The following is a 13,623-nucleotide window of genomic DNA, read 5'->3' as shown; positions in this document are numbered from 1 at the left end:
TTTGCTGCGTTTTTGGGGCCCTTGCTGGACAGTCTCGCACTCTGGTGGTGCAGGGGCGCGGCAGACGGCAGCGCCCGCGAGCGAAACGGCGAAGACGATGACGTTCGGCTCTCACCAGGACCAGAACGACCAGACGGCGTTCGGCTCCTACCAGGACGAGATCTACGCAAACGGGCTCGGCGGCGTGATGCCGCGCTTCCCGATGACCTACGCGGAACTGGAGGCCCGCGCGCAGCAGGCACTCGCGCCGTCGGTGTGGTCCTACGTCGCCGGAGGCGCCGGCGACGAGCGGACCCAGCGGGCCAACGTCGCGGCGTTCGAACGCTGGGGGCTGCTTCCCCGGATGTTCGTCGGCGCGGCCGAGCGCGACCTGTCCGTCGAGCTGTTCGGGATGAGGCTGCCCTCCCCGGTGTTCATGGCGCCGGTCGGTGTGATCGGCCTGTGCGCGCAGGACGGGTACGGCGACCTGGCCACGGCCCGGGCCGCAGCCCGCACCGGCGTGCCCATGGTCGCTTCAACGCTCTCGGTGGACCCGATGGAGCAGGTGGCCATGGAGTTCGGCGGCACCCCGGGTTTCTTCCAGCTCTACACCCCTACCGACCGCGACCTGGCCGCGAGCCTGGTCCACCGCGCCGTGGCGGCGGGCTTCAAGGGCATCGTGGTCACCCTGGACACCTGGATCACCGGCTGGCGCCCGCGCGACCTGTCGACCGGCAACTTCCCCCAGCTGCGCGGCCACTGCCTGGCCAACTACACCTCCGACCCCGTCTTCCGCTCCCGCCTGCAGCGCCCCCCCGAGGAAGACCCCCGAGCCGCCGTCCTCACGTGGGCGCAGCTCTTCGGCAACCCCCTCACCTGGGCGGACCTGCCCTGGCTGCGTTCCCTGACCGACCTGCCGCTGATCGTCAAGGGCATCTGCCACCCCGACGACGCCCGCCGCGCCAAGGACAACGGCGTGGACGGCATCTACTGCTCCAACCACGGCGGCCGGCAGGCCAACGGCGGACTGCCCGCCCTCGACCTGCTCCCCGCCGTGGTCGAGGCCGCCGGCGGGCTGCCCGTCCTGTTCGATTCCGGCATCCGCAGCGGAGCCGACATCATCAAGGCCCTCGCTCTGGGCGCCACCGCCGTCGGCATCGGCCGCCCCTACGCCTACGGCCTCGCCCTCGGCGGCACCGACGGCATCGTCCACGTGTTGCGCTCACTCCTGGCCGAAGCCGACCTGATCATGGCCGTCGACGGCTACCCCACCCTCGAGGACCTCAACCGGGAAGCACTGCAGCCCGTCGCGTGACGGGCAGGCCCCGGGGCCGGCGGGAGCGACACCGTCAGTGCCCTTGGCGCCGAGTGGCGCGTGCATGCTCGGACCGCCCCGGAAGCGTCTGCTCGTCAGTCCTGGTCCCCCACGAGGGCGGGGGTGGATTCGCTTCCCTGGATCTGTGAGGCGAAATTCTGAAGGAACTCGTCGTCCTCCGGCGCCCTCAACGCCGGGACCTGGCGGTTTCCCTGTATCTGCGAGGCGGCGTTCTGAGGGAGCTCGTCGTCCGTCGGTCTCGTGGCGCTGGCAGAGCGACTCTGCTGCGCCTCCTGGGTGGCGTTCGCCTCACGCCGCCGGGGCGGTCGCGGTTGAGCCGTCTGCCGCGCAGCCTCGACCTTACGCGGCCGGGGCGCTTGCGGTTGAGCCGCCTGCTGAGCAGTTTCGACCTTACGTGGCCGCGGCGGTTGCGGTTGGGCCGCCTGCGGAGCAGCCTGTGTCGCCGCGAAGGCGGGCGCTGCGACTCCGATGGTCACGGTCGCCAGCACGGTGCCGGCAAGAGCCATTTTCTTAAGCCTCATATTTCCCCCTGAATGTGAGTTTTGGCAGGCCGGCGGCTTGCTACCGGCGTCGCCACGCCTTCATGAATTACCCAGGGATTCGGCCTATTCCCAGGCCAGGGGCCGGTTTGGCGAAAAATGTAAGGCTGGTTTTATGATCGGATATACAATATCAAACACTATTGCGACTTCCCTGTCATTCGCGATAAATGACGCAAGTCACGTACCGAATGCCCAGTAGTCGTGGCCGCGAAAAGGACAATAGCTGCGAGCGACCACCGAGACCTCGGCCTTTACCGAGCGTGCTGTCGGCGTGCCGCGGTCGCCGGCCCTGCCGCCTCACTCGCTGCCGGTCGGAGGCGGGGCGGTGCTCTGACGGACGACCAGGCGGGTGGGGACCAGGGTCGTGCCGGGGGCCGGATGCCGGCCGCCCCGGATCTGGTCGAGGGCGCCCTGGACGCAGCGGCGGCCGACCTCGGCGAAGTCCTGGTGCACCGTGGTCAGCGGCGGGACGAACCAGGCGGCGGTGCCGGGGACGTCGTCGAAGCCCACCACGCTGACGTCGGCGGGCACGCGCCGTCCCTTCTCGCCGAAGGCGCGCAGCAGGCCGACGGCCATCTGGTCGTTGGCGGCGAACACCGCGGTGCAGGACGGTTCGTCGGCGAGTTCCAGCCCGATCCGGTATCCCGACTCCGACGACCAGTCGCCGCGCCGTACGGGGGGCACTTCCCTCCCGGCGGACTCCAGGACCTTCCGCCAGGCCGCGGTGCGGCGCTCGGCGGCGAACGACTCCGCCGGGCCGGCGACGTGCCACACCGTACGGTGCCCGAGGTTCAGCAGGTGCTGGACCGCCTGGCGGGCGCCGTCGGCCTGGTCGGTGTCGACCACGCTGTACCGGTCGCCGGCGTCGGAGTCGACCATGACGACGTGGACGTCGGGCGGGAGGGTGAACGACACGGTGTCGAGCAGGTGCGCCTCCATGATGACGATCACCGCGTCGACGGCGAGCTCGCCCAGACGGGTGAAGGCCCCCTGGACGTGGTCCTGGGTCCGGGCGGCGACGGGGATCAACGTGATCGCGTAGCCCTCCGCGGCCGCGTGCGTGGCGATGGCCTCGAGGGTCCTGGAGTTACCGGTCGAACTGAGGCTGAAGAGGATCACGCCGATCGTGCGGAACTCGCCGTACTTCAACGCCCGCGCCGCGCTGTTGGGCCGGTAACCCAGCGTGCGCATGGCCTCGAGGACCTGGTCCCGCGTCGATTCGACGACGCTCGAATGGCCGTTGGCGACCCGGGAGACCGTCTGGGAGGAGACACCCGCGAGGCGGGCCACGTCGGCCATGGACACGCGCTGCTTGCGTCGCCGTCCGACCGGCGCGGTGGGAGGGTCGTCGTGCCGGGACTCACCGGCGTCGGGAGTCGACGAACTCATCGGCGGCTGCTCCTTCTGAACCGTTTCGGCAGCGCCGAAGCCGAGGGTGCGGGGTCGGGACGGCCCTCTCGGACCCTTGACGACCGCTGTGACGGGTGCCACGATACCGCGATAAGTTTACGTAAACATCGTTTCTTCGTCGTCACCCTTTCGCTGTCACGTCCACCGCCGAGATCGCAGGTGGCAAGGGGATGTTACCGGTAACATCCGGGCGGGCGGGACCCGGCGCAGGAGGTTCACCATGGCGGAAGCACAGGCAGTGGTGACGACCCGGGTCCGGCGACCCGGTGGCCGTCGCTCCTGGCGCGGATGGCAGTTCGTCGGGCCTTTCATGGCCATGTTCACCCTGGTCTTCCTGGCTCCGCTCGGGTACTCGATCTACCTGAGCCTCTTCCAGACGAGGCTGATCGGGGGGACCACGTTCGTCGGGATCGACAACTACCGGACCGCTCTGTCGGATCCGCAGTTCTGGTCCTCGTTCGGCCGGATGGCGCTGTTCCTGGTCGTGCAGGTGCCGATCATGTTGTTCATCGCCCTGCTCGTCGCCCTGGCCATCGACAGCGGACGCCTGTACGGCAAGGCGTTCTTCCGGGTCTCGGTGTTCCTGCCCTACGCCGTGCCCGCCGTCGTCGCCACGCTGATGTGGAGCTACATGTACGGCTCCGAGTTCGGGCTGGTCAGCGACATCAACGACGCCTTCGGTCTCTCGCTGCCGAACCCGCTGTCCGCCCATCTGCTCCTGGCGTCGATCGGCAACATCGTGACCTGGGAGTTCGTGGGCTACAACATGCTGATCTTCTACTCGGCGCTCAAGGTCGTACCGGCCTCGCTCTATGAGGCGGCCGAGATCGACGGGGCCGGGCAGGTGCGGATCGTGTGGGCCATCAAGATCCCCGCACTGCGGGGCGCGCTGCTGATCGCCACCATCTTCTCGATCATCGGCACCTTCCAGCTGTTCAACGAGCCGGCGATCCTCAAGCACCTGGCGCCGAACGTGATCACGACGTACTACACCCCCAACTTCTACGCCTATTCGCTGTCGTTCTCGGGGCAGCAGCAGAACTACTCGGCGACCGTGGCCATCGTGATGGGCGTCATCACCGTGGTCATCGCCTACCTGGTGCAGGTGCGCGGCATGCGGAAGGCGGTCTGACCGATGGCCACCACCGGAACCACGACTCCGACGGCTCCCCGGGCCCGGCACGAAGGATCCCGCCGGAAGCCACTGATCGTCCGGCACCGGACCTCGCCCCGCGGCAGACGCAGTCCCCTGCTCACCGCGCTGACCTCGATCGTGCTGCTCTACAGCCTGGTCCCGCTCCTCTGGCTGGTGATCAACGCGACCAAGAGCCAGGAGGGCCTGTTCCATTCGTTCGGCCTGTGGTTCGCCGGCGACTTCTCGCTGTGGAGCAACGTCCGGGAGACCTTCACCTACAACGGAGGGATCTTCACCCGGTGGCTGCTCAACACCTTGCTGTACGTGGTGGTGGGCGCCGGAGGCGCGACCGTCCTGGCCGCGCTGGGCGGCTACGGCCTGGCCAAGTTCTTCTTCCCCGGCAAGCGCCTGGTGTTCGTCCTCGTGCTCGGCGCGGTCGCCGTGCCCAGCACGGCGCTGGCGGTGCCGACCTTCCTGATGTTCGCCAGGATGGGCCTGACCGACACACCGTGGTCGATCATCATCCCGTCGCTGGTCTCGCCGTTCGGCCTGTACCTGATGTGGACGTTCGCGACTGAGGCGATCCCGCGTGAGCTGCTGGAGTCGGCGCGGGTGGACGGCGCCGGCGAGTTCCGCACGTTCTTCCGCATCGGCCTGCCGCTGCTGGGCCCGGGGATCGTCACCGTCCTGCTGTTCAACGTGGTCGCGACCTGGAACAACTACTTCCTGCCGCTGATCATGCTCAAGAACCCCGACTGGTATCCGCTCACCCTCGGCCTGAACCGGTGGGCCGCGCAGGCCCACACCGCCGGCGCGCAGGCCGTCTTCAACCTGGTCATCACGGGTTCGCTGCTCATGATCCTGCCGCTGATCGCGGCGTTCCTGCTGCTCCAGCGGTACTGGCAGTCCGGTCTTGCGGCGGGCAGCGTCAAGGGCTGACCGACCGCCACGATTCCTCTCCTCGCCTCTCAGTGAAAGGACCCCCTCCATGACATTCGGTCGCCGTCGTCTGCTCCTGTCAGGAATCGCGATGGCCGCCAGTCTGGCGCTCGGTGCGTCAGGCTGCGGCTCCTCCGGAAGCGATTCCAAGTCCGATTCATCTGGCAAGTCCGGCGCTGTCTCCGACGCCGACGTCCAGGCCGCGCTGAGCGCCGGCGGCTCCATCACGGTGTGGGCGTGGGAGCCGACGCTCAAGCAGGTCGTGACCGCGTTCCAGACCAAGTACCCGAAGGTAAAGGTCAAGCTGGTCAACCCCGGCACCAGCAACGACGCGTACAAGGCCCTGCAGAACGCCATCAGCGCCAAGTCCGGCATCCCCGACGTCGCGCAGATCGAGTACTTCGCTCTGCCGCAGTTCGCGCTCGGCAAGTCCCTGGACGACCTCACCGGCTTCGGCGCGGACAAGCTGAGCGGGACGTTCTCACCCGGCCCGTGGAACTCCGTGCACCAGGGCAAGGCCATCTACGGCCTGCCGATGGACTCCGGGCCCATGGCGCTGTTCTACAACAAGGACGTCTTCGACAAGTACAAGATCAACGTGCCCACCACCTGGGACGAGTACATCCAGGCGGCGGAGAAGCTGCACGCGGCCGATCCCAAGAAGTACCTCACCAACGACGTCGGCGACGCCGGGTTCACCACCAGCATGATCTGGCAGGCCGGCGGCCGGCCGTACAAGGTCGACGGCACCAACGTCTCGGTGAACTTCGGCGACGCGGGAACGCAGAAGTACACCACGGCCTGGCAGCAGCTCATCAGCAAGAAGCTGGTCGCCCCGGTCGAGTCCTGGAGCGACGCGTGGTTCAAGGGCATGGGCGACGGCAGCATCGCCAGCCTGGTCATCGGCGCCTGGATGCCCGCGAACATGGAGACCGGCGTCAAGGCCGGCAAGGGCAAGTGGCGGGTCGCCCCCATGCCGCAGTGGCAGGCCGGCGGCAACGTCACCGCCGAGAACGGCGGCAGCTCGCTGACCGTCACCGCCGCCAGCCAGCAGAAGAAGCTGGCCTACGGCTTCCTGAAGTTCGCGAACATCGACGACGGCGTGAAGCTGCGAGTGGACGCCGGGGCCTTCCCCGCCACGACCGCCACCCTGCAGTCCCCGGACTTCCTGAACACCACCTCGGACTACTTCGGTGGCCAGAAGATCAACGAGGTCCTGGCGCAGTCCGCCAAGAACGTCGCCCCCGGCTGGTCGTACCTGCCCTTCCAGGTCTACGCCAACAGCATCTTCAACGACACCGCCGGCAAGGCCTACATCAGCGGCACGACCCTCCAGGACGGCCTGAAGGCGTGGCAGGAGAAGTCGGTCGAGTATGGGAAGCAGCAGGGCTTCACGATGAAGTGACCCGGCCGGTCGGCCGACCGTGATCTGGCCCCGTATCCGCCGAGAGCCGGCGGATACGGGGCCACCGGTCATCGGGGACGACGCAGGACGCGGACCCCACGGGGTCCGAGCGCCGGGCCGTCACCGCCGTACAGCACCTGTCCGTCGACGTCCTCGAGGTCGACGGAGCCGGTGGTCCGGTTGATGAGGAACCAGAACTCGGCGTCGTCGGTGGCGCGCACCGCCAGCTCGACCCGTCCGCGGAGCGGCGCGGGCAGCTCGCCGCGCACGCCGGCGACCTCCAGCAGGTCGGCGAGCACCGGCCGCAACCCCTCGGGCCCGAGCCTGGTCGACACGTACGCCGCCGAGCCCGCGCCCGTACGCCGGAGCGTGACGGCGGGACGGCCCGCCTGCTCACCGGACTTGTACGAGGCGAGGACCTCGACGGCCGAGTCGGTCAGGTCGATCCGGTCGGTCCACAGCGTGCCGACGCCCCCGTTGTCGAGGTCGGCACTCTCGCCGTCCGGCAGCGGCCCGAACTCCTCGATCCGGATGCCCAGCAGGTCGCGCAGCGCACCCGGATGGCCGCCCAGCCACACCCGGTCGTTCTCGTCGACGATGCCGGAGAAATAGGTGGTCACCAGGTGCCCGCCGCCCGTCACGTACGCGCGCAACCGCTCCGCCAGGGGAGCGGGCACCACGTGCAGGATCGGGGCCACCACCAGGTCATAGCCGTCGAGCGGGTGTCCCGCCGGGACGACGTCGGCGCGTACCCCTTCGGCGAGGAACGCCGAGTACCAGTCCAGCGCCTCCTGGCGGTAGCGCAGCAGCGACGACGGATGGGAGTCCAGCTCGGCGGTCCACCAGGACTGCCAGTCGAACAGGATCGCCGCGCGCGCCGGCTTGCGCGGCGCCCCGGCCACGGGAGCCAGGTCCCGCAGCGCGGCGCCCAGGTCGCAGACCGCGCGGAACACCGCGCTGTCCTCCCCGGCGTGCGGCAGCATCGCCGAGTGGTACTTCTCCGCCCCGGCCGCGGACTGCCGCCACTGGAAGAAGCAGACCGCGTCGGCGCCGTGGGCGACGTGCGTGAGGGAGTCGCGCGCCATCGCCCCGTCCGGCTTGGCGCGGTTGACGGGCTGCCAGTTCACCGCGCTGGTGGAGTGCTCCATCAGGTACCAGGGGCGGCCCGGCGTCAGGTTGCCGGTGAGGTTGGCCGAGAACGACAGCTCGTCCTGCCCCTGCGGCCCGGGCATCACGTAGTGGTCGTTCGACACGAAGTCGAGCTCGGCGGCCCAGTCGGCGTAGTTCATGCCGGTGATGCCGTCCATGACCATGAAGTTGGTCGTCACCGGAACGTCGGGCGTGACCTCGCGCAGGAGGTCGCGCTCCGCGCGCAGGTACTCCTTCAGCGCGTCGGAGGAGAACCGCTTGAAATCGAGCTGCTGGGCCGGGTTGGGGAAGGATGACGGGGCCGCCAGGCGGGGTGGGAGGACCTGCTCCCAGTCGCCGTAGTGCTGCGACCAGAAGCTCGTCGCCCAGGCGGCGTTCAGCGCGTCGACCGTGGCGTACCGCTGCCGCAGCCACGTACGGAAGGCCCGCGCCGCGTCATTGGAGTAGTCGTAGATGTTGTGGCAGCCCAGCTCGTTCGACACGTGCCAGGCGGCCAGGGCCGGGTGGTCCTTGTACCGGTCCGCCATCGCCCGGACGAGGCCGAGCGCGTGCTCGCGGAAGACCGGGGACGTCGGCCGCCAGTGCTGACGCGCCCCCGGCCACCGGGTGCGCCCCTCCTGGTCGACCGGGAGGATCTCGGGGTGGGCGGTGGTCAGCCACGGCGGCGGCGAGGCCGTGGCGGTGGCCAGGTTCACCGCGATGCCGTGCTCGTGCAGCAGGTCCATGACCTCGTCGAGCCAGCCGAAGTCCCATCGATCCTCGGCGGGCTGGAGACGTGCCCACGAGAAGATCGCCAGCGCTACGACGGTCACGCCGGCGGCGTTCATCGCCCGTGCGTCCTCCCGCCAGACCTCCCGGGGCCACTGCTCGGGGTTGTAGTCGGCGCCGAAGGCGAGCCCGGGACGGACGCCGACGGGCCACCGCAGCCACCGGGGCGATGGGTTGTTGACCACCTGCACTCCTCGCACCGGGAGCGGTCATCCGCACGACCGGCGACAGAACGAATGTTTACGTAAACATGCGCATGCTCGCAGGTCGCCCGAACGCCGTCAAGATCTGGCATTCGCAAGGGATGGTCGGGTGGGATCGCAGGGCGGCGGGGGACCGCTTCGGCGCTCTGGCCGCGGGCCGTCAGGTCGCCGCGCCGGAGTCCCGGCTCGGCGGAGGGCGGTGACCGAGCCGCTGTGAGAGCGTGGCCGCACCGTGGCGGACCAGGCCGCTCCACTCCTCGCGCCGCCGGTCGTCCCAGCGGATGCTGGGCACCGAGATGCTCATCCCGGCGACCATGTCGCCCGTGTGGTCGTAGACGGGGGCGGCGACGCAGAACACCGCGTCGTTCGACTCGCACTCGTCGTAGGAGAGCCCGTCGCGCCGGATCTCCTCCAGGTGCGCTCGCAGCCGTACGGGCGAGGTGATGCTGCGGGCGGTCATGCCGGCCAGCTCCCCGTCGAGCGGGCAGATGGCGTCCAGGCGCTCGGGCGGCAGGCCGGACAGCAGCATCTTGCCGACGCCGGTGCAGTGCGCGGGCAGGCGGCGTCCCACGGCCGAGACCATCCGGACGGGGTGGGTGCTGTCGACCTTGGCGATGTAGACGACGTCGGTGCCGTCGAGGACCGCGACGTGGACCGTCTCGTCGCATTCGGCGGCGACCCGCTGGGCGCCCTCCCGGGCCTCATGGGCCAGGTCCAGCTGGTCGGCGAAGACGCTGCCGAGCTGGAACAGCCGCATGCCGAGCCGGTAGCGCGTCGGCTGGCCGGACACCGGGATGAGGTACGCACGGTCGGCGAGCGTGGTGACCAGCTCGTGGACCGTCGTGCGGGGGAGCCCGAGGCGCTCGGTGATCTCCGGTGCGGACAGGGTGGGGCGTTCGAGGAACAGCTCGAGGATGTCCAGGGCGCGAGTCACCGCCGGTACCGCACGTCCCATCCCCGCCACCTTTCGGACCCCGTACGAAATGCCGAACAGCTTAGTGCCGTGTTCTTGACAGCGCATCGCGGCGGAATTTAGCGTCTGCCCGCAGGCCTCGGACAACGTTCGAAATATCGAACAGGGTGGGACGGTCTGCGTGCGGGGCAGGCCGGCGGCCTTCTCGCAGCCTCCATGACAACGGCACATCGAAGACCGCCTGATCGGGGGCGGGCGGCGGATGCGCATTCCGGCCCCAGGGCCGAAGAAAGGAGCACTCGTGCCCCTCCGCCCAACGAAATCCCGCCTCATCGGCATGGCCGCGCTGGCCGCGCTGGCCGCGCTGGTGACCGGTGTCCTCCCGGCGGCCAACGTCGAGGCGGCGTCGAAGCCGACCATCTCCAAGGACCTGTTCGGCACTCTCTCCGACGGCACGAAGGTCTGGCGCTACACCCTCAGCAGCAACGCCATCAGCGTCAAGATCATCACGTACGGCGGGATCGTCCAGCGGCTCGACGCCCCCGACCGGCACGGACACCGCACCAACGTCGTCCTCGGCTTTGCCAAGCTCGACGACTACGTCGCCAAGAACAACCCGGGACCGTACTTCGGGGCGCTGATCGGGCGGTACGCCAACCGCATCGCCAAGGGCACCTTCACGCTCGACGGCACGACCTACCACCTGCCGCTGAACAACAACGGCAACAGCCTGCACGGCGGTCCGAAGGGCTTCGACACCAAGGTCTGGACCGCCACGCCGGGCAAGGGCAAGGACTCCGTCTCGCTGCGGCTCGACTACACCAGCCCGGACGGCGAGATGAACTACCCGGGCACGCTCAAGGCCAGCGCGACGTACACCCTCAGCGGGCACAACCTGCGCATCGACTACCGGGCCACCACCGACAAGGCCACGATCGTCAACCTGACCAACCACTCGTACTTCAACCTGGCGGGTGAGGGGTCCGGCGGCATCTACGACCACCGGCTGCTGCTCAACGCGAACCGCTACACGCCGGTCGACTCCACCCTCATCCCGACCGGGCAGCTCGCCCCGGTCGCCGGCACGCCGATGGACTTCACGAAGCCGACGCCCATCGGCGCGCGCATCCGGAACAACTTCCAGCAGCTCGCGTACGGCCAGGGCTACGACCACAACTGGGTGCTGGGCGGCTCGGGCTTCCGCCTCGCCGCGGAGGTCAGCGAGCCGACCAGCGGCCGGGTGCTGAAGATGTACACCGACCAGCCGGGCATCCAGTTCTACTCGGGCAACTTCCTCGACGGCACGCTGTACGGCACGAGCGGCCGGCAGTACCGGCAGGGAGACGGCTTCGCGCTGGAGACCCAGCACTTCCCCGACTCGCCGAACCACGCGAACTTCCCGTCCACCGTCCTGCGCCCCGGCCAGACGTACCGCACCTCGACGGTCTACTCGTTGTCAGCCCACTGACCCCGCGGACACCGGGCCGACCGCGTCGAGCGGCGGCCCGGTGTTCACGCTGGGCCCCGACCAGGTGTTCACGCTGAGTCCCGGCCCGGTGTTCACGCTGAGCCCCGACCAGGTGTTCACGCTGAGTCCCGACCTGGTGCTCACGCTGAGCTCCGACCTGGTGTTCACGTCGCGCCGCAGCCCGGAGGTATCGTCCTTCCCGGGCTCGGCCTCGAGTCCCGGTCCGGCCGCACGCCGTGAGCGGCGACCACCGGATCATCGTGCGCCCGGAGTCCCCTTCCGCGAAGGCCTCCGGGCGCACCTGTGTCCAGGGCCTGTCTCGAAATCCCCGTCCCGCGGTTTTGGACCTAGCCGAGGTTCCAGAGGCGCACGGTCGCGTCGTCGCCGGCCGTCGCGAGCGTCCTGCCGTCGGGGGAGAAGGCGACGGCGTCGACGACGCCCGACCGCGGGGTCAGCGTGGCGACGGGGGTCCGGGTCAGGGCGTTCCACAGCAGGACGCTGTCGCCGCCCGCGCAGGCGAGGAGCCGGCCGTCGTGGCTGAAGGCCACGCCGTTGACGCGACCGGGCAGTCCGGGCAGGGACGCGACGAGCCGGTGGGTCACGACGTCCCACAGGCGGACGCGGCCGTCGTAGCCGCCGGCCGCGAGGAGCCGGCCGTCGGGGCTGAACGCCATCCCGACGACGAGTGACGTCAGCCGGGTCACGATGACGGGGCTGCCGGGCCGCGCCGTGTCCCACAGCCGGATGGCCCAGGTCCCGGCGGTGGCCAGGGTGCTCCCGTGCGGGGCGAAGGCGGCGGTGAACAGGCTCTCGCCCCGGGTGGGCAGCGCGCCGGCCGAGCGGTGGTCCGGGACGCTCCAGAGACGGACGGCGTCGCCCGCGCTCGCGAGGACCCCGCCGTCCGGGCTGAAGGTCAGCGCGCTGACGCTGTTGCCGTGCGTGTCCAGGGTCGCGAGGCGCGTGCGCCCGTCGCCGCTCCACAGGAGCACCTTGCCGTCGTACCCCGCGGTGGCCAGGGTGCGTCCGTCCGGGCTGAACGCCGCGGTGAACACGGCGTACGCGTGGCCGGTGAGGGTCGCCGTCAGCCGCCGGTCGGGCAGGCTCCACAGCCGTACGGAGTGGTCCGCGCCGCCGGCGGCGAGGGTGTGCCCGTCCGGGCTGAACGCCACGGTGTAGATCTCGCCCGAGCCCGCCGTCATTGCGGCGGCGAGCCGCGGAGCCGTGCTCGCCGGACGCCGGAGCGGCCGGGAACGCCGTGCGACGTCGTGCGGCTGGTCGGGCACGGTCAGCAGGGTGAGTGCCAGGACGGCCGCCGGCGCGGCCACCAGCAGCGCGAGATGGCGTCCGTGCCACGTGCGCGCACCATGCAGGGAACGCTGCGGACGGGTCGTCTCGGGGAGGGACGCCCAGGACCGGTGGCGGGACCGCGCGACGTGCCCGCGGTGACCCGCGGCCGGCAGGGTGCCCGGGTCCGGCCCCTCGGCGTGCGCCCCGCCGAGGAGGGGCCGCGTGGGACCGGCGATCGCCGCCAGGAGCTCCGCCGCCGCGGCCGCGCCGAGGCGGTCGGAGACGTCCTTGCGGAGCAGGCCGTCCAGGATCGGGGCGAGCGGGCCCGCGTGCGGCGCGGGCGCCGGCTCGTCGGTGACGATGGAGTGCAGCACCGCGTTGGTGTTCGGCCCGGTGAACGGCCGGTGCCCCTCCACGGCGTAGAACAGCGTGGCGCCGAGCGACCACAGGTCCGACGCGGGGACGGCGGGCTCGCCGCGGGCCCGCTCGGGCGCCAGGTAGGCGGGGGCGCCCATGACGACGCCCGACTGGGTGAGCCCGGGGTCGCCCTCCACGGTCGCCAGCCCGAAGTCCCCGAGCACCACCCGGCGCTCCGCGACGAGGACGTTGCCGGGCTTGACATCGCGGTGCAGGACGCCGGCCCGATGCGCGGCGCGCAGGGCGTCGACTAACTGCAGCCCGATGTCGGCGACCCGCTCCGGAGGGAGCGGGCCGTCCGCCCGGACCAGTTCCCCGAGTGACCGCCCGTCGACGAACTCCATGATGATCCACGGATCGTCGCCGTCCTCGACGACGTCGTGGATGGTGACGACGCCGGGGTGGTCGAGCCGGGCCGCCGAGCGGGCCTCCTGGAGTGTGCGCCGGCGCTGCTCCGTGCGCTGCTCCTCGGTGAAGTACGAGGGGAGGAACAGCCGTTTGGCGGCGACGTCGCGGTCCAGGCGTTCGTCACGCGCCCGCCACACCACCGCGAAGCCGCCACGGCCGACCTGCTCGATGAGACGGTACTGCCCGGCGATCAGCCGCCCTCGGCCTTCCGGCATGTCAGGACGATAACCGTCGCCGAGGCCTGGGAGATAGGGGCTTTGGGCC

The 13,623-nt window shown here is 70.2% G+C and carries 10 protein-coding genes; 5 read left to right on the top strand and 5 right to left on the bottom strand.

Features of this window, described 5'->3' with window-relative positions; translation table 11 throughout:
• Positions 1-97 precede the first annotated feature (97 nt).
• Positions 98-1,294: a lactate 2-monooxygenase gene (locus tag ABEA24_RS12835; RefSeq protein ID WP_345430978.1), complete on the top strand. Its 1,197-nt coding sequence runs from the start codon at positions 98-100 to the stop codon at positions 1,292-1,294.
• 860 nt (positions 1,295-2,154) lie between these two features.
• Here the strand turns inward: ABEA24_RS12835 and ABEA24_RS12830 are convergent.
• Entirely contained in the window at positions 2,155-3,246 is a 1,092-nt protein-coding gene (locus tag ABEA24_RS12830) for a LacI family DNA-binding transcriptional regulator (protein ID WP_345430977.1), read from the bottom strand.
• Between the two features lie 241 nt (positions 3,247-3,487).
• Here ABEA24_RS12830 and ABEA24_RS12825 point away from each other — a divergent pair, with 241 nt between their 5' ends.
• The 3 genes from ABEA24_RS12825 (at position 3,488) to ABEA24_RS12815 (ending at position 6,746) form a co-directional block, all read left to right on the top strand.
• Positions 3,488-4,399 carry a carbohydrate ABC transporter permease gene (locus ABEA24_RS12825; protein ID WP_345430976.1) on the top strand — a complete coding sequence of 304 codons (912 nt, stop codon included), beginning with the start codon at positions 3,488-3,490 and terminating at the stop codon, positions 4,397-4,399.
• A 3-nt stretch (positions 4,400-4,402) separates the two neighbouring features.
• A complete protein-coding gene (locus tag ABEA24_RS12820) occupies positions 4,403-5,341 on the top strand; it encodes a carbohydrate ABC transporter permease (protein ID WP_345430975.1) in 939 nt (312 codons plus the stop codon).
• A 91-nt stretch (positions 5,342-5,432) separates the two neighbouring features.
• A complete protein-coding gene (locus ABEA24_RS12815) occupies positions 5,433-6,746 on the top strand; it encodes an ABC transporter substrate-binding protein (protein WP_345430974.1) in 1,314 nt (437 codons plus the stop codon).
• A 68-nt stretch (positions 6,747-6,814) separates the two neighbouring features.
• On the opposite strand, the gene ABEA24_RS12810 is transcribed toward ABEA24_RS12815, so the two are convergent.
• The gene (locus tag ABEA24_RS12810) at positions 6,815-8,848 is read right to left on the bottom strand and encodes a beta-galactosidase (RefSeq protein WP_345430973.1); all 2,034 of its coding nucleotides are present in this window, start codon (positions 8,846-8,848) and stop codon (positions 6,815-6,817) included.
• A 178-nt stretch (positions 8,849-9,026) separates the two neighbouring features.
• Positions 9,027-9,821: an IclR family transcriptional regulator gene (locus ABEA24_RS12805; protein ID WP_345430972.1), complete on the bottom strand. Its 795-nt coding sequence runs from the start codon at positions 9,819-9,821 to the stop codon at positions 9,027-9,029.
• Positions 9,822-10,080: 259 nt separating this feature from the next.
• Between ABEA24_RS12805 and ABEA24_RS12800 the strand changes: the two genes are divergently transcribed.
• Positions 10,081-11,247: an aldose epimerase family protein gene (locus ABEA24_RS12800; protein ID WP_345430971.1), complete on the top strand. Its 1,167-nt coding sequence runs from the start codon at positions 10,081-10,083 to the stop codon at positions 11,245-11,247.
• Here the strand turns inward: ABEA24_RS12800 and ABEA24_RS12795 are convergent.
• Positions 11,236-11,391: a hypothetical protein gene (locus ABEA24_RS12795; protein WP_345430970.1), complete on the bottom strand. Its 156-nt coding sequence runs from the start codon at positions 11,389-11,391 to the stop codon at positions 11,236-11,238. The genes ABEA24_RS12800 and ABEA24_RS12795 overlap by 12 nt on opposite strands.
• 203 nt (positions 11,392-11,594) lie before the next feature.
• Positions 11,595-13,574, bottom strand: a complete 1,980-nt coding sequence (locus tag ABEA24_RS12790) for a WD40 repeat domain-containing serine/threonine protein kinase (protein ID WP_345430969.1) — start codon at positions 13,572-13,574, stop codon at positions 11,595-11,597.
• Positions 13,575-13,623 lie beyond the last annotated feature (49 nt).

Origin of the sequence: Actinoallomurus vinaceus (genome assembly GCF_039542055.1) — a bacterium.
Taxonomy (GTDB): Bacteria; Actinomycetota; Actinomycetes; order Streptosporangiales; family Streptosporangiaceae; genus Actinoallomurus; species Actinoallomurus vinaceus.
The sequence above is the reverse complement of the archived record's forward strand: the minus strand, read 5'-3'. Positions and strand labels throughout refer to the sequence as shown.

Bases quoted from the DNA above. Each gene is read 5' to 3' on its own strand.
- ABEA24_RS12835 (WP_345430978.1), top strand. From the start codon at position 98: ATGACGTTCGGCTCTCACCAGGACCAGAACGACCAGACGGCGTTCGGC.
- ABEA24_RS12830 (WP_345430977.1), bottom strand. From the start codon at position 3,246: ATGAGTTCGTCGACTCCCGACGCCGGTGAGTCCCGGCACGACGACCCT.
- ABEA24_RS12825 (WP_345430976.1), top strand. From the start codon at position 3,488: ATGGCGGAAGCACAGGCAGTGGTGACGACCCGGGTCCGGCGACCCGGT.
- ABEA24_RS12820 (WP_345430975.1), top strand. From the start codon at position 4,403: ATGGCCACCACCGGAACCACGACTCCGACGGCTCCCCGGGCCCGGCAC.
- ABEA24_RS12815 (WP_345430974.1), top strand. From the start codon at position 5,433: ATGGCCGCCAGTCTGGCGCTCGGTGCGTCAGGCTGCGGCTCCTCCGGA.
- ABEA24_RS12805 (WP_345430972.1), bottom strand. From the start codon at position 9,821: ATGGGACGTGCGGTACCGGCGGTGACTCGCGCCCTGGACATCCTCGAG.
- ABEA24_RS12790 (WP_345430969.1), bottom strand. From the start codon at position 13,574: ATGCCGGAAGGCCGAGGGCGGCTGATCGCCGGGCAGTACCGTCTCATC.